The organism is Bradyrhizobium sp. CSA207, from assembly GCF_029051685.1.
Taxonomy (GTDB): Bacteria; Pseudomonadota; Alphaproteobacteria; order Rhizobiales; family Xanthobacteraceae; genus Bradyrhizobium.
Genome location: NZ_JAACFT010000035.1, coordinates 42,950 through 65,213, shown reverse-complemented (window position 1 = coordinate 65,213; position 22,264 = coordinate 42,950). Strand labels below are relative to the sequence as shown.

Genomic DNA, 22,264 nt, shown 5'->3' with positions numbered 1-22,264 from the left:
GCCGGGCGACGACAGCGGAGAATGACGAGCCGACGTGCCCTACTCACACCACGGGCTTCACACCCGGCAAGGCCTGCACCAGCTCGCGGAACTTGGCGCCGCGGATCTCGAAATTGCGGTACTGATCGAAGGAGGCGCAGGCGGGCGAGAGCAGCACGACCGCGTCCGTGAGGCCCGAAGCTTCCGCATCGCGCGCGGCATTCGCGACCGCGACATCGAGCGTCTGGCTGATCTCGTGCGACACCTGCGTGCCCAGTGTTCCCGAAAACTCCTGCGCCGCCTCGCCGATCAGATAGGCTTTGCGGATGCGCGGGAAGAAGCTGGTCAGGCCAGTGATGCCGCCCGCCTTCGGCTTGCCGCCGGCGATCCAGAAGATGTCGGCGAAGGACGACAGCGCATGCGCGGTGGCATCCGCGTTGGTGCCCTTGGAGTCGTTGACGAACAGCACGTTGCCGCGGCGGCCGACCTGCTCCATGCGGTGCGCCAGGCCGGGAAAGCTGCGCAGGCCGTTCTGGAGCACATCGAGGCTGATGCCCATCGCGAGCGCGGCAGCGGCGGCGCAGGCCGCGTTCTGTGCATTGTGCAGCCCACGCAGCGAACCGATGCCGCCGAGCGCGGCGACGTCGCTCTTGGCGCCGCCCGACGCCCGAACGATCGTGCCGTGCTCGACATAGATGCCGGAGGCCACCGGATTCTTGACGGAGATGCGCACCACGTTCTTGCCGGCGCGGTCGAGCCGGTCGGCGATGTCGCGGCAAAAGCCGTCGTCGACGCCGACGATCGAGGTGCCGCTCGCCTGAACGCCGGCGACGAGGCGCTCCTTCACCGCGGCGTATCGCGCGATGGTGCCGTGACGGTCGATGTGATCCTCGCTGACGTTGAGCAGAATGCCGACGGAGGGATCGAGCGAGGGCGTGAGATCAATCTGGTAGGACGACATCTCGATCACATGGACGCGGCCCATGCGCGGCGGCTCCAGCGACAGGATCGCGGTGCCGATGTTGCCACCCATCTGGGTGTCGTAGCCGGCCACCTTGGTCAGGTGCGCGATCAGCGCCGTCGTGGTCGACTTGCCGTTGGTGCCGGTGATGGCGACGAACGGCGCGTCCGGCGCATGCCGCCGCCGCTCGCGGCAGAACAGCTCGATGTCCCCGATCACTTCGACGCCCGCCTCGCGCGCCTTCAGCACAGTCCAGTGCGGCACCGGATGCGTCAGCGGCACGCCGGGTGCGAGCACGAGGGCTGCGAAATTCGCCCAGGAGACGTTGCGCAAGTCCGCGGTGATGAAACCGGCTTGCGCCGCCTTGGCGACGTTCTCGGCACTGTCGTCGCCGGCGATCACCTCGGCGCCGCCGGCCTTCAGGGCGTGGCAGGAGGCGAGCCCCGAGCCGCCGAGCCCGAATACGGCGACCGTCTTGCCGGCAAAGGACGTGACCGGGATCATCGATCGATCACCGCAGCTTCAGCGTCGACAGGCCGGCAAGCGCCAGCATCACCGAAATGATCCAGAAGCGGATCACGATCTGCGGCTCGGTCCAGCCCAGCTGCTCGAAATGGTGGTGGATCGGCGCCATGCGGAAGATGCGCTTTCCGGTGAACTTGAACGACACCACCTGCACGATGACGGAGACCGCCTCCAGCACGAACAGACCACCAATCACCGCGAGCACGATCTCATGCTTCACCGCGACCGCAATCGCGCCCAGCATGCCGCCGAGCGCGAGCGAGCCGGTATCGCCCATGAAGATCGAGGCCGGCGGAGCGTTGAACCAGAGGAAGCCGAGCCCGGCCCCGAGCAGCGCGCCGCACAGCACCGCGAGCTCGCCAGTGCCGGCGACATATTTGATCTGGAGATAGTCGGCGAACACCGCGTTGCCGGCGAGATAGGCGATCATCGCAAAGCTCGCGGTCGCGATCATCACGGGCACGATGGCGAGGCCGTCGAGACCATCGGTGAGGTTCACCGCATTGCCGGCGCCGACAATGACGAAGGCGCCAAAGACGACGAAGAACCAGCCGAAATGCAGCACCGTATCCTTGAGAAAAGGAATCGTCAGTGCAGTCGACGCGGGATCGCGATTCAGCCGCACCAGCGCATAGCAGGCGGCCAGCGCGATGACCGCCTCGATCAGCAGGCGAAGCTTGCCGCCGAACCCGGTCGTGGTCTGCTTGGTCACCTTGAGATAATCGTCATAGAAACCGACGAAGCCAAAGCCGAGCGTCACCGCGAGCACGATCCAGACGTAGGGGTTGAGCGGATTGGCCCACAGTACCGTGCCGACCGTGAGGCCGGACAGGATCATCAGACCGCCCATGGTGGGCGTGCCCTTCTTGCTGAGATGCGATTGCGGGCCGTCAGCCCGGATCGGCTGGCCCTTGCCCTGGCGGATGCGCAAGTGATCGATGATCCAGGGCCCGAACAGGAACACGAACAGCGCGCCGGTGACGACGGCACCGCCGGTGCGGAAGGTGATATAACGGAAGACGTTGAGGAAGGTGCGAACCGCACCGAAGCCCGGAAATGTGTTGGAGAGCTCGATCAGCCAGTAAAACATTCAGAAGGTCCTGTGGCGCATTTGCACGCGAGCTTGGCCTTGACCGGCCTCACGTGCCTCACGCGCATTCGCTGGTCTTGGTTTCGCAGGTCTTGGTCATGGGTCGGGCGACCTCTAAGAAACCGGACGGCTTCGCGCCGCAAAGGGTGGGATATGGAACAGCGCCTTCCAAGCAGTTTACGCCTTTGCCTGCAAGGCGGCCACTAGGGCCGGCACAAACTTGTTGACCCAGAACATCTTCTTGCTGCCCTTGACAACCACGACGTCGCCTGCCTTCAGCAGGCCTGCGACGTCATTCGGCCTCAGCGTGGCGGGATCGTCGTGCCAGCCGAGGGCTTTGCCGGCCGGCAGCACGTCGTAGAGTTGGCGCATCAGCGGCCCGACGCAAAAGACGCCGTCGATCCCTGCGAGATGCCTGGCGAGGCCGGTGTGATAGCTTGGTGCGTCATCGCCCAATTCCAGCATGTCGCCGAGCACCGCAATGCGGCGGCCATCGCTCACGTGACGCGCCTGAAGGCTTTGCAGAGCAGCAGCCACGCTGGCCGGATTGCCGTTAAAACTGTCGTCGATCACGGTAACGCCGCCGACCGCCTGCTCGACGCCGCGGCCGGTCATGATGCCGACCCGGTCGAGCTTGATCGCGAGCGTCGCCGGATCGAGATTCGCCGCACGGATCGCGGCAAGCGCGGCCAGCGCATTCTGAACGCGGTGCGGCGCACCCGGCGTCAGGCTGAATGCGAGCTCCTTCTTGCCGATCCCGGCAACGACTTGCCAGCTCTCGCCATGCGGGGCGTGCGTGATCTCGTGCACCTCGGCATTCTCGCCGAAGCGTATGACCTTGCCCTTCCATTCGGACGCCTTGATCCCGGCCGGCAGCACCAGCACGCCGTCCGGGGGCAAGCCGAGTGCGATCGAGACCTTCTCGCGGCGGATCGCTTCGAGCGAGCCGAGCTTTTCCAGATGCACCGGCTGGACGTTGACGACGAGCGCCACCGTCGGCCGCGTCAATTCGCTGAGCCGCGCGATCTCGCCTCGCTGGTTCATGCCCATCTCGACGACCCAGAGGCTCGCATCGGGCCTGGCGTTGCACAGCGTCAGCGGCACGCCCCAAAAATTGTTGAAGCTCGACGGGCTCGCATAGGCGTTCGGATAGGCCGCCAGAAATTCCTTGGTGCTGGTCTTGCCGGCGCTGCCGGTCAGGCCGATCACCGGCCCGTTGAAGCGCCCGCGCGCGGCGCGTGCGAGGCTCCAGAGGCCGTCGATCAGCGTGTCCTTCACGATGAGTTGCGGGATGCGGATGCCGGCGATCTCGTGCGGCACGATCATCGCGGCCGCGCCGGAGGCTTCGGCCTTGTCCGCGAACTCCCATCCGTCACGCGCACTGGCGAAGGCCGAGACGAAGCCGCCGCTCGGCGTCCCGCTGAGCGCGACGAACAGGCTGCCCGGCTTCACCAGCCGGCTGTCCTGGGTGACGAGGTCGATGCTCGTGTCCGGGAATGTTCCGGCAACACCCAGCGCACGCGCCACTTCGGCAATCGTCCATAGTGGCCTACTCATGCAACCCTCGACGCTAATGCGGCGGCGACCGCCTCGTGATCACTGAAGGGCAGCACCTGGCCGCCGACGATCTGCCCGGTCTCGTGGCCCTTGCCGGCGACGAGCAGCGCATCGCCTTCTTGCAGTTCATCGATCGCGGTGCGGATCGCCGCAGCGCGGTCGCCGATTTCGCGCGCGCCCTTTGCGGTGGCAAGGATTGCGGCGCGAATGGCTTCCGGCTGCTCGCTGCGCGGATTGTCATCGGTGATGATGACACCGTCGGCGTTCTCCGCCGCGATCGCGCCCATGATCGGCCGCTTGCCGGCATCGCGATCGCCGCCAGCGCCGAACACGACGATCAGCCTTCGCCTGGCGTAAGGGCGCAGCGCCTGCAGCGCCTTCACCAGCGCATCGGGCTTGTGGGCGTAATCGACAAAGATCGGCGCGCCGTTGCGCTCGCCGACGCGCTCCAGCCGGCCCTTGGCGCCTTCGAGATGTTCGAGGCTCGCAAACACATTCGCCGCATCGCTGCCGGTGCCGATCGCAAGGCCGGCCGACACCAGCGCGTTCTCGATCTGGAATTCGCCGACCAGCGGCAGCCGGATCGAATACCGCTCGCCGCGATGTTCGAGCGCAAGCACTTGCGAGAAACCCTCGACCGCGGCATCGACGAGACGAATGCCCTCGCCTGCTCCATCGCCATTGCGGCCGACCGCCATCACGCGCAGGCCGCGCGTTTTCGCCGCCTCGACAACTTCAGCCGAGCAGTCATGATCGGCGGAAATCACCGCGGCGCCGCCCGGTGGAACCAGTTCGCGGAACAGCCTGAGTTTTGCGGCCAGGTAATGCGCGACGGTCGGATGGTAATCCATATGATCGCGCGAGAGATTGGTGAAGCCGCCAGCGGAGACGCGCACGCCGTCGAGACGATACTGATCGAGCCCGTGCGAAGACGCCTCGAACGCGAGATGCGTGACGCCGTCGCGCGCGATCTCATCCAGCTGCCGGTGCAGGGCGATCGGATCTGGCGTCGTCAACGAGCCATAGACCGTACGCTTCGGCGAAACCAGGCCGATGGTGCCGATGCTGGCGGAGACATGCCCGAGCCGCTCCCAGATCTGCCGCGTGAACGCGGCGACTGACGTCTTGCCGCTGGTGCCGGTCACCGCGGCAATGGTCGCGGGCTGCTTGGGAAAGAATTTCGCAGCGGCCAGCGCCAGCGCGCGGCGCGGATTGGCGACGCTGACGAACGGCACCTTGCAGCCCGCCGGCGGATGGTCGCCGACAATGGCGATCGCACCTGCAGCAACGGCCGCATCGATGAAGCGCGCGCCGTCGGTCTTGCTGCCCGCGAGTGCGAAGAAAGCGTCGCCCTGCCTGACCGCGCGACTGTCGAGCGCAAGCCCGGTCACATCGAGCGCGGCAGCAGCGGGCTCGATCGCGGCATCATTGCCAAGCAGATCTTGGCCAAGGAGATCGCGCAGTTTCATGGTCTTCCAGTCGATGCCGCGCGGGAAAGCCGAATCGTTGTAAAATACCGACTCAGCACCGGCGACGGGCTACCCGTTGATTACTGGGTTGCTCTGGATGCTGCAAGAATAAGGCGCTCGGACGGCGGCAGGTCGAAGCGCGGCTCGACGCCCAAAAGCGGTGCGATCCGCTCGATCACCTTGCCGCCCGTGGGCACCGCGTTCCAGCCCGAGGTGATGAAGCCGTGGGTCTCCGGCAGCGACTGCGGCTCGTCCAGCATCACGAGGATCTGATACTTCGGATCGTCGCAGGGCATGATCGCGGTAAAGGAGTTGAGCACCCGCTTCTTGGCATAACGGCCGTTGATGACCTTCTCGGACGTGCCGGTCTTGCCGCCGACGTAATAGCCCTTGATGTCGGCGGTCTTGGCGGTACCGATCTCGGCATTGAGCCGCATCAGGAACCGCATCTTGTCGCTGGTCTCCTGCTTGATCACGCGTTTGGCCAGCGCCGCCGCTTCCGCTTCGCTGCGCTTCATGAAAGTCGGAGGAATGAGATAGCCGCCGTTCACCAGGGCGTTGATGCCCATCACTGCCTGGAGGGGCGCCACGGACAGGCCCTGACCGAACGCGACGGTAACCGTGTTCAGCTCACTCCAGCGGCGCGGTACCAGCGGAGCCGCGCTCTCGGGGAGTTCGGTGCGCAGCCGCGTCAATTGGCCCATCTTGGCGAGGAAGGCCTTGTGCGCCTCGACGCCCTGGCTAAGCGCGATCCGCGCAGCACCGATGTTGGACGAGTAGGTGAACACTTCCTTGGTGTTGATGAAGCGTCCGAGCGAGTGGCTGTCGTGGATGGTGAATTTGCCGTAGTGCAGGTTTCCGCGCGCATCCCACGACGAGTTCAGATTGATCTTTCCGGAATCGAGCGCCATCGCCAGCGTGAACGCCTTGAAGGTCGAGCCCATCTCGTAGACGCCGGTGGTCAGGCGATTGATGCGATCGGGGTCGTGCGCTTCCTTCGGACTGTTGGGATCGAAGTCAGGCAGCGAGACCATCGCAACGATCTCGCCGGTCTTGACGTTGGAGACGATGCCGGAGGCGGCCTTGGTGTGGTACTTCTCCTTGGCCTTCAAGAGCTCGTCGCGCAGCGCATGCTCGACGCGCAGGTCCACCGAGAGTTCGATCGGCTTTTGCAGCCGGTCGGTGGCAAAGCCGGCGCGATGCAGATCGGCGAGCCCTTGATTGTCGAGCCACTTCTCCATGCCGGCGATGCCCTGGTTGTCAATGTTGACCAGACCGATGAGGTGGGCGACCTCGTTGCCGGTCGGATAGACGCGCTTGTTTTCGCGCAGGAAGCCGATGCCGGGAATGCCGAGCTTGTGGATGTCCTGCTGCTGCTTCGGCGTGATCTCGCGCTTGAGCCAGACAAAGCCCTTGCGCGTCTTCAGGCGCTCGCGCACCTCGGCCTCGTCGAGGTCGGGCACGGTCGCGGTCAGCAGCTCGATGGCTTCGTCCTTGTCGATGATGCGGCGCGGCTCGCCGAACAGGCTCGACGCCTTGACGTCGGTTGCGAGGATCGCGCCGTTGCGATCGACGATGTCGGGCCGCGCGGTCGCGACCACCTCCTGCGCCGCGGCGCGCCGCGCGCCGTGGGCGTCGGCGCCGATCGCAAACATCACGAGGCGGCCGCCGATCAGCGCGTAGACCCCGGCGAAGGCGAGGATCGCCAGCCCGACGCGCGCGCGCGCCTTCGCGGCACGGTCGACATTGCGCCCGTAGAGCAGGCTGCGGATCAGCCGCTGCCGCCAGGGCTCATTTGATTTCTCAACAGGCTTGGCCGGAGTTGCAGCACTCATTGCTTGTCCTCGGGCTGAGGCACCGAACCCGTCACCGTATCCGGATCGCTCGCGGCTTCGATGGTGTTGATCATGGACCCGATCGGATCGGGCTCGCCTGGCCTGAACATCCGCGGCGGACGCTCCGGCAGGTTCTTCAATGAGTCATATTGCGTCGCATTGATCGGCTTCAGCGGCAGATGCCGCTCGGCGAGGCCTTGCAGGCGCAGCGGCGCATCGAGCTTGGCCCATTCGGACCGCAGCGCCGCGATGGCGTCGCGCTGCTCGCGGATCTCCGCATGCAACCGCAGCACCCTCTCGGTGCGGGCCGTGGAATCCATCTTGATCCGGTAGACATAGGCGGCCGCGAAGATCAGCGCGCCGATGACGAGGAGGTGGATGATGCGCATGCGCTAGCCACCCCTCATCACGTTGGAGAGTCTTGGCCATGACGACGGCTCGCCGTCGTCATGCGCGGGCGCAGCCGTACGCTCGGCGGCACGAAGCTTGGCGGAACGGGCCCGCGGATTGTGCGCAACTTCCTCTTCGCCTGCGATCACCGGCCGCCGCGTCAGAAGCTGGAAACTCGGTGCTGTCTGCCCCATTTCCGGCAGATGACGCGAGCCGCCGCCGGTCCTGGAACGTGAGGTGAGAAAATTCTTGACGATGCGGTCTTCCAGCGAGTGGAACGAGACCACCACGAGCCGGCCGCCGGGCCGCAGCACGCGTTCGGCTGCCGCCAGCGCGGTCTGGAGCTCCTCGAGTTCTTCGTTGACGAAGATGCGCAGGGCCTGGAACGTCCGCGTCGCGGGGTGGATGTCCCCGGGCTTTGAACGAACCACCCTGGCGACGAGATCGGCGAGCGCGCGCGTGGTCGTGAACGGCGTCTCTTGTCGGTCCGCCACGATGGCGCGGGCGACGCGGCGCGAATGCCGCTCCTCGCCGAAGAGATAGATGATGTCGGCGAGATCGGCTTCCGAGGCGCGCGCGACAACGTCGGCCGCGGTCGGCCCCGACTGCCCCATCCGCATGTCGAGCGGACCATCGAGGCGGAACGAGAACCCGCGACCAGCCTGGTCGAGCTGCATCGAGGAGACGCCGACGTCCATCACGACGCCGTCGACGACGTCGACACCTTGCGCCGCGCAGACCTCATCAAGGTTCGAAAAGCGGTCCTCGACCAGCGTCAGCCGGCCAGCGGAGCGCTCGACCAGCTCGGCACCATCAGCGATCGCGGTGCGGTCGCGATCAATCGCGATCAGACGGGTTCCCGGCACGTCGAGGATGGCGCGGCTGTAGCCGCCGCCGCCAAAAGTGGCATCGACATAGATGCCGCCCTCGCGCGGTGCGAGATGGTCGATGGCCTCGCGGCCAAGGACGGGGATATGCGGAACCGAGCTCATGCGGCACGCCTGCCGAGCGCCCAAGTGGACGTCCGAACGAACGTCCATATCAAATTGGGGGCGAGCAAGCCCATTACGCCTCGAATTATTCCGCGTCGCGGCGGTTCCACGACCCAACCCCTGTCCAACATGGCTGCCGAACCCGGTCGTCCCGGGCAGCAAACCCGGTGTTCCCAGTGGAATTTGTCGGGCAGCCATGGAATTTCGAGCCAAAAAACGCTTTGGCCGCCTCCGGACGCGGGTCGGCTCTTCACCTCTCAGTAACGGCCCTTAGCGTTAAGAAAGCGTTGATCGTTTCCTTACAAGTGGAAAAGGTCGCGAGCCGGTGATGCTTCATCCACACACAAGGCGCAAAATGCATCCGTTAACCGCCCCGCGCGATTGCGCCGGCGGGAGGGTAAAGGAATAGTAAAGTGAGGGCTTTAACGGCCCATGGTTCCCCTCGTCCGATTTGAGCTGCCTATGCCGCCCGGTTCGCCCGCGCCACCTGGACCCGACTCGAAGCGTCAACGCGTTCTCCCGGTTCCCAAGACTGCGGCGATCATGCGGACGTTCGACCCGGATTCCTCAATCGTGTCGGACATCATCCCCTCGCCGAACCACGGCGACCGCAACAAGGGACGGCAGCCCGACATGATCGTGCTGCACTATACCGGCATGCCCGACGTCGAGGGCGCATTGGCGCGGCTCTGCTCCGCCGGCACCGAGGTCTCGGCGCACTATGTCGTGCTCGAGGACGGTCGCATCGTGCAATGTGTGCAGGAGGCCAAGCGCGCCTGGCACGCCGGCATGTCGTCCTGGGCCGGCGAGGACGACATCAACTCCTGCTCGATCGGCATCGAGATCGTCAATCGCGGCCATGACTGGGGCTATCCGGAATTTCCGCTGCGCCAGATCGCAGCCGTGATCGCGCTGTGCCGCGGCATCATGCTCCGCCGCAAGGTGCCGGCGCACCGGGTGCTCGGCCATTCCGACGTCGCGCCGGCGCGCAAAAAGGACCCCGGCGAAAAATTTCCGTGGCATTCGCTGGCCAATTCCGGAGTCGGCCATTGGGTCACGCCCGCACCTGTCGTGCGCGGCGAGAGCCTGATGCTCGGCACCATCAGCGACGAGGTGCTGAGCCTGCAGCAGGCGCTTGCCAGATATGGCTACGGCGTGCCGCTGACCGGCAAATACGACGCTGCGACGATGGAGGTCGTCACCGCCTTCCAGCGCCATTTCCGCCCGGCGCGCCTCGATGGCGTCGCGGATCATTCGACGCTGTCGACATTGCAGGCGCTGCTGGCGAGCCTGCCGCCGGAAGGAACGGCAGTGGCGGCGAAGTGACGATGCTAACCACATGCTCGTCATTGCGAGGAGCTCTTGCGACGAAGCAATCCAGACTGTCTCAGCCGAGGCTGACTGGATTGCTTCGCTGCGCTCGCAATGACGGAGGTTTTGGCGGCTAGCCAAGTTCGTTCATCCGCCGCGCGTACAATCGCCGCAGCGGCTCCAACTGCGTCGCCTCTGTCGCCGCGCGATACGCAGCACGCGCCTCGTCCTTCCGCCCCAGCCGCCGCAGCAAATCGGCCCGCACCGCGGGCAACATCTCATAGCCCTCGAGCGCGCCGCGCGCGGCGATTGCGTCGACGAGATCGAGCGCGCGTCCCGGCCCGTCGACCATCGACACCGCTGCTGCGTGGTTGAGCTCGATCACCGCAGATGGGTTGATCCGCAGCAACACCTCATAAAGCCCGGCGATCTGCGGCCAGTCGGTTTGCGCGTAGCTCGGCGCGCGGGCGTGGAGCGCGGCGATCGCGGCCTGCACCGCATAAGGCTGCGGCCGGCCGGGCGTTCGCAGCGCGTCGTCCACCAGCAGCAATCCTTCCTCGATCTGCGCGCGATCCCACAATGTGCGGTCCTGTTCTTCCAGCAGCACGATGTCGCCGGCCGCGGTCTCGCGCCCGGCGCGCCGCGCGTCATGCAGCAGCATCAGCGCGAGCAGGCCTTTGATCCCGGCGCGATCGGGCATCAGCCGATCGAGCAAGCGTCCGAGCCGAATGGCTTCGATGGCGAGATCGGGCCGCATCAGGTCTGCCCCTGAGGTCGCCACATATCCTTCAGTAAAAACCAGATAGATCACGGCGAGCACACCGTCGAGCCGCGGCGCCAGCGCGTCGCGCTCCGGCACCTCGTAGGGTATTCCGGCGAGCCTGATCTTCTGCTTGGCGCGGACGAGCCGCTGCGACATCGCCTCTTCGCTGACGAGAAAGGCGCGGGCGACCTGCGCGGTGGAGAGGCCGCAGACGGTGCGCAACGTCAGCGCGACCTGGACCTCGGGCGCAAATGCGGGATGGCAGCAGGTGAAGATCAGCCGCAGCATGTCGTCGTCGAGCATTGCCGGCGGCTCGTCGGGAGCGTGCGCATTGAGCTCGAGCTCATGCACCAGCGCCTGCTGCTTGGCGCGAAAAACAGCCCGGCGGCGGATGCGGTCGATCGCCTTGTTGCGGCCGATATTGACCAGCCAGGCGCGCGGATTGTCGGGCACCTCGCACGTAGACCAACGCTCCACCGCGACCGCAAAGGCATCCTGGAGCGCATCCTCGGCGAGATCGAAATCGCCGACGAGGCGGATCAGCGTGGCCAGCGCCCGCCCCGCCTCGTCGCGAAAAATTCGATCGATGTCGGCCGGAGAGATCACTTGTAGATCATGACCGGCCTGACCTCGATGGATCCGTCCCGGGCCCCGGGAATCCGCGCGGCCAGCGCGATCGCTGCGTCGAGATCCTTGGCTTCGACCAGATAATAGCCGCCGAGTTGCTCACGCGTTTCCGCGAACGGGCCGTCGGTCGTGAGAGTCTTGCCCTCGCGCACGCGCACGGTGGTCGCGGTGGTCGTCGGCTGCAGTCCGTCCCCGGCCTTGAAATGGCCACTCTGGACAATGGACTGTGTATAGGTGCCGTACTCCGCCGACATCTTCTGGCGGTCCTCCGGGGTCATCTTGCTCAATTCCGCTTCGTTCCGATAGATCAGCAGCAGATACTGCATCGCTTACTCCTGTTGTTCGGCTGGGTTGCCGACATCCAGTCGAACGGGCCACACGTCAAACGACACCTTCAGGATAAAATATTTTCAGGCCGCGTGCGCGGCGATCTCCGCTTGACGGAACCGTCACAAATGCCCATGCGTAAGCCGTCAGTCGGCCGGACGGCCGCCCCTGCAAGTGCCGAAAGGCCGCCGGGGAGGAAAGTCCGGGCTCCCTTGACATGCGGTGCCGGATAACGTCCGGCGAGGGTGACCTCAGGGAAAGTGCCACAGAGAACGAACCGCCCTGCTTCGCCTTCGGCTTCGCAGGGTAAGGGTGAAAAGGTGCGGTAAGAGCGCACCGCGGCTCCGGCAACGGAGCCGGCATGGCAAACCCCACCGGGAGCAAAACCGAATAGGGACGGCTTAAGCGGGCTGTTCGCGCAAGCGATAACGCCGCGGGGCGATGTCAGGCCCGCCGTCCGGGTAGGTTGCTCGAGGCAATGTGCAAACATTGCCCCAGAGGAATGGCCGTCACGTATCGCCGGCGCAAGCAGGCGGTGCCCTACAGAACCCGGCTTACAGGCCGGCTGATATCTTGCAACGAGGGGTTCGATGCTAGCGCATCGGGCCCCTCACCATTTTTTTCTTCTCCGTCATTCCGGGGCGTGCGCAGCACGAACTATGATGCGCAATGCGCATCAGAGAATCCATCGGGCCGCAGAGTCGGTGGACGAATGGATTCCGGGTTCGCGCTTTGCACGCCCCGGAATGACGGCGTCAGTTGGTGCCGCGCCGCCTTCGCAAGGACGAGCTGACCGGCCTCCCGCCGCAGTTTGCTCGCCTCGAACCCGTGCATGCCGAGCTGCCATTGCAGTCCGACGATGGCGCCCTTGGTCGGCTGCAGCAACGCAAGCGAGGCAAACAGGGTCACCGGCAGCCACACTGCCAGTTGCAGCGAGACCGGCGGCGCATAGGCGGTCTCGACCGCGAGGATCGCGGGCACCACGAGATGCCCGACCACGACCATCACGAGATAGGCCGGAAAGTCGTCGGCGCGCTGATGAGACAGCTCCTCGCCGCAATGATCGCAGCTATCGGCGACCTTCAGGAAGCGGCCGAACATGTGCCCTTCCCCGCAGTTCGGACATTTGCCGCTAAAACCGCGCCACATCGCCTTTGCCAGAGAGACTGAACCGGTCGCCATGACCCACCTCTTCCTTTTCAACGATCCATACAATAGTATCTTGTATCCATACATTCAAAGGATATGAGCCGTATTTGCATGGAATGGATCCCTACAATCTCGGAGCTGAGCGGGCCGCGCTACCAGCGCATCGTCGATGCCATGGAGGCCGATATCGCAGCCGGCCGGCTGGTGCGCGGCCAGCAATTGCCGACGCAGCGCGCGCTGGCAAAAGCGCTCGGCATCGACCTGACCACGGTGACGCGCGCTTACACCGAGGCGCGACGTCGCGGGATCCTGGAGGCCCGGGTCGGGCAGGGTTCGTTCGTGTCGGAGACCAGCGCGCGCCGCGCGGTCGACCTGCCGCATCCCGTCGCGATCGACCTCTCGATGAACGTGCCGCCGCATCCGCTCGAAGCGCAGCTCGACGAGCGCATCATCGCGGGGCTCGAGGCCATCCGCGCGCAATCGGGATTGACCGCGCACCTCAACTACCAGCCGCCCGGCGGCAGCGCGCATGATCGTGAGGTCGCGGCAAGGTGGATGCGCACACGCGTTCCGGATGCGCATGCCGACCGGCTCGTGGTCTATCCGGGCGCGCAGACGATCCTGTTCAACCTGCTCGCCTGCCTCGCGCGGCCGGGGGACGTGGTGCTGACGGAGGCCCTCACCTTCCCCGGCATCAAGGCGGCCGCGGCGCGGCTCGGCGTCAAGCTCGTCGGGGTCACGATGGATGATGGCGGTATTCTGCCCGACGCGCTGGCAAAGGCTTGCCGTGCGCATAAGCCAAGGGCCGTCTACCTCATCCCGACGCTGCACAATCCGACCACCGCGACGCTTCTCCCCGAGCGGCGCAGCGCTATCGCAAGGATCATCCGCGATGCCGGCACCACGCTGATCGAGGACGACGCCTATGGCCTGCTCGATCGCTCGGCATCGCCGATCGCCAACCTTATTCCGGAGCGGACGTATCTGGCGACGACGCTGTCAAAATGCATCGCGCCGGCGCTGCGCGTCGCCTATCTGGTGACGCCCGACAGCACCGCGCAGCAGGAGATGCGGAGCTATTTGCAGGCCACCGTGCAGATGCCGGCGCCGCTGATGGTCGCGCTGGTGACGCATTGGCTCGAAAACGGCATCGCGGACCGCATCATTGCCGCGATCCGCAACGAAGCCGTCGGCCGCCAGCAACTGGCGCAACGCGCGCTGAAGGGTTTTCAGTTCCTGGCCAAGCCGGCTGCGCATCATCTGTGGCTGCGGCTGCCTGAAGGTCGCCCCGACGTCGCGGCACATCTGTTGCGCAATGGGCTCGCAGTCGTGGCCGCCGATGCCTTCGCGGTCGATGCGACGACGCCTCTTGCGGCGCGCGTCTCGCTCGGCGCGGCGCGGAACAGAGCGGAATTGGCGGAGGCGCTACGCATCCTCGTCAGCGCGCTGCACAAACCGGTCGACAGCAGGCAGATCGTCTAGGGCACGATCCGAACACCCGCCCCCGGGACATCATGCTTGCGTGCGGTTTTGAGATTGACCACTGCGGTCGCATCTGTGCTATGCGCCAAGCGGCGATCACCGCTTCGGGATCGCGGGAAGCGACAGGGATTCACCGGTGGAGGCGTCCAACTACGCGTTGCTGCTGTTCGGCGCGCTGGCCGGCGGCTTCGTCTCCGGGCTGGCCGGGTTCGGCACGGCGCTGATGGCGCTCGGCATCTGGCTCTACGTGCTGCCGCCCTCGCTCGCGGTGCCCCTGGTGCTGATCTGCTCGGTGATCGCGCAGACCTCGACACTGCCGTCGATGTGGAACAGCTTTGACCTCTCGCTGGTGTGGCCGTTCCTGATCGGCGGCCTCGCCGGCGTGCCGCTCGGGATCATGATGGTGGCGTCCGCCGATCCAAAAGTGTTCAAGCTGAGCGTCGGCGTGCTGATCTTGATCTTTTCGACTGCGCTTTATCTGAACAAGCGACCGCTCGCCATCACGTTCGGCGGCCGCATCGCCGACGGCGCGATCGGCTTTGCCGGCGGCATCCTGGGCGGGCTCGCCGGATTGTCGGGGCCGCTGCCGATCCTCTGGGCCAACATCCGCGGCTGGAACAAGCACGAGCGGCGCGGCATCTTCCAGCTCTTCAATTTCACGGTGCTCGCCACTGCCCTGGTGTTGCAGACGGCCTCGGGCCTCGTCGCGCTCAAGGTGGTCTGGCTCGCGCTGGTCGCGTTTCCGGGCACGCTGGTCGGCGCATGGGCCGGCGCGCGCATCTATCGCGGGCTGAGCGACAAGCATTTTGGTGATGTCGTGCTCGGCCTGTTGTTCCTGTCGGGCGTCGGCCTTGTCTGGAACAGTTTTGGTGCGCACTAAGACGACAAGCTGTCGCTACGCAGGCGCCCGCACGGGAGGCGCGACGGGCTCAGGCACGGCCTGCTCCGGAGCCTCCTGCCGGAGCACCACCAGGCGCTTGCCAAATTCGCGGCGTAGCAACCACAGGCTCAGGGCGGCCTGCAGCGTGGTCGCTGCGATCGACAGGTACCAGACGTGCTCCATCCGGAAGCCCGGGCGCGTCGACAGCCAGATCGCCGGCAGCGAATAGGTGAACACGCGCGTTGCCGAGCTCCACAGCACCGGCTTGGTGTTGCCGAGGCCCTGGAACATGCTCGAGCAGGTGAAGATCAGGCCCTGCGCGACCATGTTGAGCGAGATGATCCGCAGGAACAGGAAGGCGATCGCCATGGTCTCCCGGTCGTTCGAAAATCCGGCGAGCAAGAGCTCCGGCTTCAACTGCGCAAGGCACATGAAGCCGATCATCACCACACTGGTGATCAGCGCCGCCTTGACGAAGGTTTCCCGCACGCGCTCGCCGTTTCCAGCGCCCACGTTCTGGCCGGCGATCGGCCCGGCGGCGAGCGCAACCGCAAGCGCCGGCATCTGTATCAGTCCGAGAACGCGCTGTCCGATCCCGAAACCCGCCTGCGCCGCCGCGCCGAAATCGCGCAGCACGAAATAGACCACCGCCATGAAGATGAACATCATCGCGAACTCGCCGCCGGCAGGCAGACCGACATTGAGGATGCGCTTCAGATGGCGCGCTTGCGGACGCCACTGCGCCGGATCGAAGGCGACATAGCGCTCGACCTTGCGGAAATACGCCAGCAGCATCACGACGCCGATCGCGACCGCGATCGAGCTCGCCAGTCCCGCTCCGGCGACGCCGAGCGCATAGCCTGTGCCCCAGCCCAGGATCAGCACCGGCGCCAGCGTGATGTTGATGACGACCGCAAGCGCCTGCACCAGCATGGCGGGACGCACGATGCCGGTGGCGCGCAGCGCCGATCCCATCACCTGGGTGGCGAATTGCAGCGCGAGCGCCGGCATGAACCACAACAGATACGTGGTCCCCGCCTCGATCGTGGCTTGATCCGCGGCAATCGAACGCATGTAGAGGCGCGACAGCGCGGCGCCTGCGGCCAGGGTGAAAAGGCCGAACAGCACCGACAGCACGATCGCCTGGTTGAAGATCGGGTTGGCATCCAGCCGATCCTTGCGTCCCACGGCATGCGCGATCAGCGCCACCGTGCCGACGCCGAGCACCTGCATCAGCGCGTTGACGAGAAAGCCGGCATTGCCGGCCGCCGCCACACCCGCGACCGCGGCATCGCCCAATCCCGAAACGAAGTACAGATCGACCAGCTGGCAGATCATGATCGTGATCATGCCGACCATGATCGGTGGCGCCATGCCCAGGATGTGCTTCGCGATGGAGCCGTTCGTCAGGTCTTTCATGTCATTCCATCCTCTGGCGGCGTGACGGCGGGACTTTCGTCCCGCTGCCGCGCGGCTCATTCCGCTGCTGCGACGTGCCCGAGCTCCACCACCTGGCGCTCGAACAGGCCGCGGTAGATGCCCCCTGGCTTGCTCGCGAGCGTGGCATGGGTGCCCTGCTCGACGATCTCGCCGCGGTCGAACACCAGGATGCGATCGAGGCTGCGCACCGTCGATAGCCGGTGCGCGATCACGATCGAGGTGCGGCCCTTCATCAGCCGCTCCATCGCCTGCTGGATCAGCGCCTCCGATTCCGAATCCAGGCTCGAGGTCGCCTCATCCAGGATCAGCACCGGCGCATCGGCCAGGAAGGCGCGCGCCAGCGCCACGCGCTGCCGCTCGCCGCCCGACAGTTTTACGCCGCGCTCGCCGACCAGGGTGCCGCAACCCTTCGGCAGGCGCAGGATGAAGTCGTGCGCATTGGCGAGCCGCGCCGCCTGCTCGATCGCCTCCAGGCTGGCGCCGGGCCGGCCGTACGCGATGTTCTCGGCGAGCGAGCGATGAAACAGGATCGGATCCTGCTGCACGATCGCGATCTGGCTGCGCAGCGATTGCTGCGTCGCCTTCGCGATGTCCTGCCCGTCGATCAGGATGCGACCATCCGAGACGTCGTAGAGCCGCTGCACCAGCTTGACGAAGGTGGTCTTGCCCGAGCCGGAGCGGCCGACGAGGCCGACCCGTTCGCCGGCGCGGATCGTTGCCGACAGACCGTCGTACAGCGGCGCGCGATGGCCGCCATAGTGGAATGTGACGCCGTCGAACATAATCTCGCCGCCCTCGATCGCGGCTCGTCATGGATCGCCACCAGCTCCTCCATGTCGTTGACCGAGCGCTGCAGGTTGTTGATGTGCATGCCGACGTCACGCAAATACGCGTGGATGACGTAGTAGCTGGTCAGCACATAGGTGACGTCGCCCGGCGAGGCGTGCCCCGACATCCACAGCAGCACCGATCCGCCGATCACGGAGGCGCGTAAGGCCAGCAGCACCGCAAGCTGCGCCAGATTGGTGTAGTTGTAGCGCAGCCAGGTCCGCCGCACGCGGACGCGCCAGCGGCTGATGACACGGCCAAGCCGCGCATCCTCGCGCGCTTCCGCGCCAAACGACTTCACCACCGCGTTGCATGTCAGAGCGTCAGCCAGCGTGCCGCCGACCTTGGTGTCCCAGGCGTTGGAGACCCGCGCGGCCGGCGCGATGTAGCGCGTGGAGAACAGCACCGTCATCGTGACATATACCAGCGCGCCAAGCGCGATCACCGCGCCAAGCGAGGCCCAGTGCACGCCGAGCAGGATCATCGACCCGATCAGCACCAGCAGCGAGGGCGCCAGCGCCATCAATATGGTGTCGTTCAACAGGTCGAGCGCCCACATGCCGCGGGTGACCTTGCGCACCGTGGATCCGGCGAAGGAATTGGCGTGCCAGTCGGTCGAGAAGCGCTGCACGCGCATGAAAGCGCCTTCGGCGACCTCGGACATGATTTTCAGCGTGAACGGCACGATCGCCTGGAGGCCGGTCAGCCGCAGCACCATGGAGGCTGCGCCCAGCGCCACGATTCCGCCCAGCGCCACCAGCGCCGCGTGACGCGCATCCGGATCGGACGGGCCGCGCGTCAGCGCGTCGACCAGATGTCCCGAGAACACTGGCATGAACAGGTCGGCGATGGTCGCCCCCAGCAGGCCGCCGGCCACGATGAGGGTGCGCCCCGGCTGCTTCAGCCAGTGCCGGAACACGAACGGCAGCACCACGCGTATTGCCGCGGGCCTTTTTGACAGAACGGTCATGACATCACCCGGCCGCATCTCGCGCGGGCCGGCTCCATCGATGGACGCAGGCCGGCCGCGAGGGCCGAGGCGGCGTCACTCAAATTTGACTTGGACTTTGGAAGTCAGGATCTGGGAAGCGGAGCGATCGGGACGCTTGGCCGAAACTTTGGCCCAATCGAAGCTGGCGGAAAGGGCCTCTAGAAGGCCGAGCACATACCGAGCCAGAACATCATCGAGCGCGGGCGTGCGATCTGCGAATGCGACGAAATCATGCAAATCCTCCCCGGTTCGATTCAATGAGGTGCGCTTTATAGATGTATCGTTTGCGATTTGCAACGGGGCTCGCGCGAGATCGCGCGCGAGTGTTGCAATTTAGTGCGCGTCGCCGCTGGTGCCGATTCGATTTCGCTGTCATGCCCCGGCTTGTCCGGGGCATCCAGTACGCCGCGGCCCATCAGGTCAATTACTGCTGTCTCTGGAATACTGGATCGCCCGATCAAGTCGGGCGATGACACTGGGTATATGGCCGTCTAGTGCGCGTCGCCGCTGGCGCCGAACGGCGAAGCCGGCTTTTTCAGCAGCATGACCGTGAGACTGAGGCCGAGATAGAACAGCGTCAGCATGAAGAAGGCATCGCCAAAGCTCATCACCACGGCCTGGCGGTGCACGATCTGGCTGAGCTGCTTCATCGCCATCAGCGTGGCGTCGCCGAGCCCCTGAAACTTCTGCATGAACATGTTCAGGGTTTCGGTCGCGGTCGCATTGCCCCAGGTCACGCGCTCCTGGAGACGCGTGATGTGGAGGTCGGTGCGGTCGTTGAGCACAGTGTTGATCACGGCGAGCCCGACCGCGCCGCCGAGATTGCGCATCAGGTTGAACAGGCCCGAGGCGTTCTTGACCCGGTCCGGCGCCAGCGTGCCGAGCGCGATGTTGTTGGTCGGCACCATCGCGAACATCATGCCGATGCCGCGCAGGATCTGCGGCATGAGCAGCTCATAGAAATCGTAGTCGCGCGTGATCCAGGTCATCTGGTAGGAGCCGAGTGCGAACACGATCAGCCCGAAGGCAATCATGTAGCGCATGTCGTACTTCGCCATCAGCCGGCCGACCAGCGGCGCGACCAGGAACATGGTGATGCCGGAGACGAACATGGTCTCGCCGATCATCAGCGCGCTGTAACCGCGCACTTCGGCGAGATAGCGCGGATAGATGTAGGTCAGGCCGTAGAGACCAATGCCGATGCAGAACTGGAGCAGGCAACCGATCGCAAAATTGCGGTTGGAGAAGGTGCGCAGGTTGACGATCGGCTCGGCCGCCGTGAAGACGCGCCAAAAGAAAGCGATCGCCGAGATGGCGCAGATCCAGGCGCAGATCGCGACCGAAGGATCCTGCATCCATTCATATTGCGGGCCTTCCTCCAGCACATATTCCAGCGTGCCGAGGAAGCCGGCCATGAAGATCAGGCCCCACCAGTCGAAACGGTCGAGCAATTCGAAATGCGGCTCGTCGAAATCGACCAGCGCCAGCACGCCGATGGTGATGCCGATGCCGGGCACGACGTTGATGAAGAACAGCCAGTTCCACGTCATCAGATCGGTGATGTAGCCGCCGACGGTCGGCCCGATGGTCGGGGCCAAGGTCGCGACGAGGCCGATGATGGGACCGACGATGTGGAATTTCGAGCGCGGGAACACGGTATAGGCGGAGGCGAACACCGTGGGGATCATGCCGGCGCCGAGAAATCCCTGGAGCGCGCGCCACAGGATCATCTCCTCGATCGTCGTGGCAAAGCCGCAGAGCAGGCTCGAAATGGTGAAGCCGGCCGCCGAGATCGCGAACAGCAACCGCGTTCCGAACGCGCGCGACAGGAAGCCCGACAGTGGGATCGCGATGACTTCGGCAATCAGATAGGCGGTCTGGACCCAGGAGACTTCGCTGGAGCTGGCCGACAGGCCGGCCTGGATTTCGCTCAAGGACGCCGAGACGATCTGGATGTCCAGGATCGACATGAACATCCCGAACACCATGATGATGAAGGCGATCAGCCGTTTAGGCGCGATGCGCTCCGAAGCCGGGGCCGCCATCATGGCAGGTGAAGCAGTCGTGGCGTTCGCCATGGCGTCAGCTCTCACTCAAGCCGCAGGTTCGTCTTACCTCTCCCGCTTGCAGGAGAGGTCGACGCGCTCGAAGAGCGCGGCGGGTGAGGGCTCTATCCTCTCGGGGAGTCTCCCTAGCGGAGACACCCTCTCCCCTGCCCTCTCCCGCAAGCGGGAGAGGGAGCGCAGCGTCGCTCGGGGCTATGGCGCAGCTGCGCATCATCGCAGCCAATCCTACTGCGGGTGAATCGTGGCGGGATCGTCGAGATCGATCTCGCTGTCGGCGTCCGCCGCGCCCTTGTTGGTGTCGACGGTCGCATAGACCGACATGCCGGCACGGAGCAGGTTCTGCTTGGCGACAGCCTTGGGCACGCGGATGCGGACCGGCACGCGCTGCACGATCTTGGTGAAGTTGCCGGTAGCGTTGTCCGGCGGCAGCAGCGTGAACACCGAGCCCGCGCCCGCTGCGATGCTGTCGACGACGCCGGCGAATTTGCGCATGCCGTAGGCATCGACCTTGATCGTCACCGGCTGGCCGGGTCGGATGCGCTTGAGCTGGGTTTCCTTGAAGTTGGCGTCGATATAGACGCTGTCGAGCGGCACGACGTTGCCGAGACGCTGGCCGACCGCGACGAAGTCGCCGGCGCTGACGAGGCGGTTCGAGAACGTACCGTCGACCGGCGCGCGTACCGCGGTGAAACTGAGGTCACGTTCGGCCTTGGCGAGGGTGGTCTTGAACTCGGCGAGCTGCGCCTGCGCTTCGGCCTGCTGCGCCTTGGCGACGTCGACATTGCTGACGGCGACGTCGTAGGCGGCCTGCGCGGCCTTGACCGCAGCGGCGCCCTGGTCACGCCCGGCTTCCGAGGTCTCGAAAATGGCGCGCGAGGCAAAGCCCTTGGCGTTCAGCGCCTGCTGGCGCTCGTAGTCAAGATCGGCGCGCTTGAGACCGGCTTCCGCGGAGACCAGCTGCGCCTTGGCCTGTGCAACCTGGCTGTCGAGGGCGGCAACCTGGCGTCCGATGCGATCGATGGTGGCCTGCTGGGTCGCAATCCGGGTCGCGGCGGCATCGACAGCGATCTTGTAGTCGCCGTCGTCGATGCGCAGGATGATATCGCCGGCGCGCACCAGCGTGTTGTCGCCGGCGAGAATTGAGGAGATGTGGCCGGCGACGCGCGCGCCGAGCATGGTGTTGTTGGCACGGACATAGGCGTCGTCGGTGGAGACGTAGAAGCGGCCGACCAGCGTGTAGTAGCCGGCATAGCTCGCGGCCGCGAGCGCCAGCAGGAGGCCGACGCCCATCAGGACGAATTTGCGTTTGCCGGATTTGGGCGCGCCTGCCGCAGCTGGAGGCGCACCGGGGGCAGGTGCGGTCGGGGCCGGCTTGTCGGTCACGGGCTTCTCCGCCACCTCGCTGGTGCGACGGTTGGCGTCTTCGGCCACATGGGAGCGCAACTGTTCGGCGAGCGCGGCGGCTTTTTCAGTCCCGGCTTCAGCTCCGGCCTGCTCCGGCGTCGTCTCCACCGCTTCCCGGCGAAGGGCGCGCGCAGCCTGATCTCTCGATGTGGCCATAACGGCCTCCCCAACAAAAAAACACGATCCGGGGCCAGCCGC

General features: G+C 65.5%; 15 protein-coding genes, 1 other RNA gene and 2 pseudogenes. 4 read left to right on the top strand and 14 right to left on the bottom strand.

Features of this window, described 5'->3' with window-relative positions; all coding sequences use genetic code 11:
- Positions 1-43: 43 nt before the first annotated feature.
- The 7 genes from murD to rsmH form a co-directional block, all read right to left on the bottom strand.
- The gene (gene murD, locus GWG65_RS31865; protein ID WP_275199452.1) at positions 44-1,444 is read right to left on the bottom strand and encodes a UDP-N-acetylmuramoyl-L-alanine--D-glutamate ligase; all 1,401 of its coding nucleotides are present in this window, start codon (positions 1,442-1,444) and stop codon (positions 44-46) included.
- 7 nt (positions 1,445-1,451) lie between these two features.
- On the bottom strand, positions 1,452-2,555 hold the full coding sequence (mraY, locus tag GWG65_RS31860; protein WP_148742634.1) for a phospho-N-acetylmuramoyl-pentapeptide-transferase: 1,104 nt from the start codon (positions 2,553-2,555) through the stop codon (positions 1,452-1,454).
- 177 nt (positions 2,556-2,732) lie between these two features.
- On the bottom strand, positions 2,733-4,112 hold the full coding sequence (murF, locus tag GWG65_RS31855; protein WP_275199451.1) for a UDP-N-acetylmuramoyl-tripeptide--D-alanyl-D-alanine ligase: 1,380 nt from the start codon (positions 4,110-4,112) through the stop codon (positions 2,733-2,735).
- The gene (locus GWG65_RS31850) at positions 4,109-5,581 is read right to left on the bottom strand and encodes a UDP-N-acetylmuramoyl-L-alanyl-D-glutamate--2,6-diaminopimelate ligase (RefSeq protein WP_275199449.1); all 1,473 of its coding nucleotides are present in this window, start codon (positions 5,579-5,581) and stop codon (positions 4,109-4,111) included. The genes murF and GWG65_RS31850 overlap by 4 nt, the downstream gene beginning before the upstream one ends.
- Before the next feature lie 80 nt (positions 5,582-5,661).
- Entirely contained in the window at positions 5,662-7,416 is a 1,755-nt protein-coding gene (locus GWG65_RS31845; RefSeq protein ID WP_275199448.1) for a penicillin-binding protein 2, read from the bottom strand.
- Positions 7,413-7,805 carry a hypothetical protein gene (locus tag GWG65_RS31840; protein ID WP_275199447.1) on the bottom strand — a complete coding sequence of 131 codons (393 nt, stop codon included), beginning with the start codon at positions 7,803-7,805 and terminating at the stop codon, positions 7,413-7,415. Before GWG65_RS31840 ends, GWG65_RS31845 begins: the two co-directional genes overlap by 4 nt.
- A 3-nt stretch (positions 7,806-7,808) precedes the next feature.
- Entirely contained in the window at positions 7,809-8,798 is a 990-nt protein-coding gene (gene rsmH, locus GWG65_RS31835) for a 16S rRNA (cytosine(1402)-N(4))-methyltransferase RsmH (protein ID WP_275199446.1), read from the bottom strand.
- 543 nt (positions 8,799-9,341) lie between these two features.
- Here rsmH and GWG65_RS31830 point away from each other — a divergent pair.
- Positions 9,342-10,124 (top strand): N-acetylmuramoyl-L-alanine amidase, encoded by a 783-nt coding sequence (locus GWG65_RS31830; protein WP_275199445.1) that lies wholly within the window; start codon positions 9,342-9,344, stop codon positions 10,122-10,124.
- 118 nt (positions 10,125-10,242) lie between these two features.
- Here the strand turns inward: GWG65_RS31830 and GWG65_RS31825 are convergent, their stop codons facing one another.
- Together GWG65_RS31825 and GWG65_RS31820 are read right to left on the bottom strand one after the other, a co-directional pair.
- A complete protein-coding gene (locus GWG65_RS31825) occupies positions 10,243-11,475 on the bottom strand; it encodes an RNA polymerase sigma factor (protein ID WP_275199474.1) in 1,233 nt (410 codons plus the stop codon).
- The gene (locus GWG65_RS31820) at positions 11,475-11,825 is read right to left on the bottom strand and encodes a YciI family protein (RefSeq protein ID WP_275199443.1); all 351 of its coding nucleotides are present in this window, start codon (positions 11,823-11,825) and stop codon (positions 11,475-11,477) included. Before GWG65_RS31820 ends, GWG65_RS31825 begins: the two co-directional genes overlap by 1 nt.
- Positions 11,826-11,972: 147 nt before the next feature.
- Here GWG65_RS31820 and rnpB point away from each other — a divergent pair.
- Positions 11,973-12,399: RNase P RNA component class A (gene rnpB, locus GWG65_RS31815), an RNA gene on the top strand.
- A gap of 216 nt (positions 12,400-12,615) precedes the next feature.
- Here rnpB and GWG65_RS31810 read toward each other — a convergent pair.
- Positions 12,616-13,008 (bottom strand): annotated as a pseudogene (locus GWG65_RS31810) (DUF983 domain-containing protein); the annotation flags it as partial.
- A gap of 78 nt (positions 13,009-13,086) precedes the next feature.
- On the opposite strand from GWG65_RS31810, the gene GWG65_RS31805 reads away from it, so the two are divergent.
- Positions 13,087-14,457 carry a PLP-dependent aminotransferase family protein gene (locus GWG65_RS31805; protein WP_275199439.1) on the top strand — a complete coding sequence of 457 codons (1,371 nt, stop codon included), beginning with the start codon at positions 13,087-13,089 and terminating at the stop codon, positions 14,455-14,457.
- Between the two features lie 136 nt (positions 14,458-14,593).
- The gene (locus tag GWG65_RS31800) at positions 14,594-15,337 is read left to right on the top strand and encodes a sulfite exporter TauE/SafE family protein (RefSeq protein WP_275199437.1); all 744 of its coding nucleotides are present in this window, start codon (positions 14,594-14,596) and stop codon (positions 15,335-15,337) included.
- Positions 15,338-15,352: 15 nt separating this feature from the next.
- On the opposite strand, the gene GWG65_RS31795 is transcribed toward GWG65_RS31800, so the two are convergent.
- From GWG65_RS31795 to GWG65_RS31780, 4 genes and pseudogenes are all read right to left on the bottom strand, one after another.
- Positions 15,353-16,756 (bottom strand): MATE family efflux transporter, encoded by a 1,404-nt coding sequence (locus GWG65_RS31795; RefSeq protein ID WP_275199436.1) that lies wholly within the window; start codon positions 16,754-16,756, stop codon positions 15,353-15,355.
- A gap of 56 nt (positions 16,757-16,812) precedes the next feature.
- Positions 16,813-18,575, bottom strand: a pseudogene (locus GWG65_RS31790) (ABC transporter ATP-binding protein).
- A gap of 512 nt (positions 18,576-19,087) precedes the next feature.
- On the bottom strand, positions 19,088-20,674 hold the full coding sequence (locus GWG65_RS31785; protein WP_275199434.1) for a DHA2 family efflux MFS transporter permease subunit: 1,587 nt from the start codon (positions 20,672-20,674) through the stop codon (positions 19,088-19,090).
- Between the two features lie 213 nt (positions 20,675-20,887).
- Positions 20,888-22,222 carry an HlyD family secretion protein gene (locus GWG65_RS31780; RefSeq protein WP_275199432.1) on the bottom strand — a complete coding sequence of 445 codons (1,335 nt, stop codon included), beginning with the start codon at positions 22,220-22,222 and terminating at the stop codon, positions 20,888-20,890.
- Positions 22,223-22,264: the final 42 nt, after the last annotated feature.

What these genes read in the sequence shown, in the direction of transcription:
- murD (WP_275199452.1), bottom strand. Translation starts at nt 1,444, where the DNA reads ATGATCCCGGTCACGTCCTTTGCCGGCAAGACGGTCGCCGTATTCGGG.
- mraY (WP_148742634.1), bottom strand. Translation starts at nt 2,555, where the DNA reads ATGTTTTACTGGCTGATCGAGCTCTCCAACACATTTCCGGGCTTCGGT.
- murF (WP_275199451.1), bottom strand. Translation starts at nt 4,112, where the DNA reads ATGAGTAGGCCACTATGGACGATTGCCGAAGTGGCGCGTGCGCTGGGT.
- GWG65_RS31850 (WP_275199449.1), bottom strand. Translation starts at nt 5,581, where the DNA reads ATGAAACTGCGCGATCTCCTTGGCCAAGATCTGCTTGGCAATGATGCC.
- GWG65_RS31845 (WP_275199448.1), bottom strand. Translation starts at nt 7,416, where the DNA reads ATGAGTGCTGCAACTCCGGCCAAGCCTGTTGAGAAATCAAATGAGCCC.
- GWG65_RS31840 (WP_275199447.1), bottom strand. Translation starts at nt 7,805, where the DNA reads ATGCGCATCATCCACCTCCTCGTCATCGGCGCGCTGATCTTCGCGGCC.
- rsmH (WP_275199446.1), bottom strand. Translation starts at nt 8,798, where the DNA reads ATGAGCTCGGTTCCGCATATCCCCGTCCTTGGCCGCGAGGCCATCGAC.
- GWG65_RS31830 (WP_275199445.1), top strand. Translation starts at nt 9,342, where the DNA reads ATGCGGACGTTCGACCCGGATTCCTCAATCGTGTCGGACATCATCCCC.
- GWG65_RS31820 (WP_275199443.1), bottom strand. Translation starts at nt 11,825, where the DNA reads ATGCAGTATCTGCTGCTGATCTATCGGAACGAAGCGGAATTGAGCAAG.
- GWG65_RS31805 (WP_275199439.1), top strand. Translation starts at nt 13,087, where the DNA reads ATGGAATGGATCCCTACAATCTCGGAGCTGAGCGGGCCGCGCTACCAG.
- GWG65_RS31795 (WP_275199436.1), bottom strand. Translation starts at nt 16,756, where the DNA reads ATGAAAGACCTGACGAACGGCTCCATCGCGAAGCACATCCTGGGCATG.
- GWG65_RS31785 (WP_275199434.1), bottom strand. Translation starts at nt 20,674, where the DNA reads ATGGCGAACGCCACGACTGCTTCACCTGCCATGATGGCGGCCCCGGCT.
- GWG65_RS31780 (WP_275199432.1), bottom strand. Translation starts at nt 22,222, where the DNA reads ATGGCCACATCGAGAGATCAGGCTGCGCGCGCCCTTCGCCGGGAAGCG.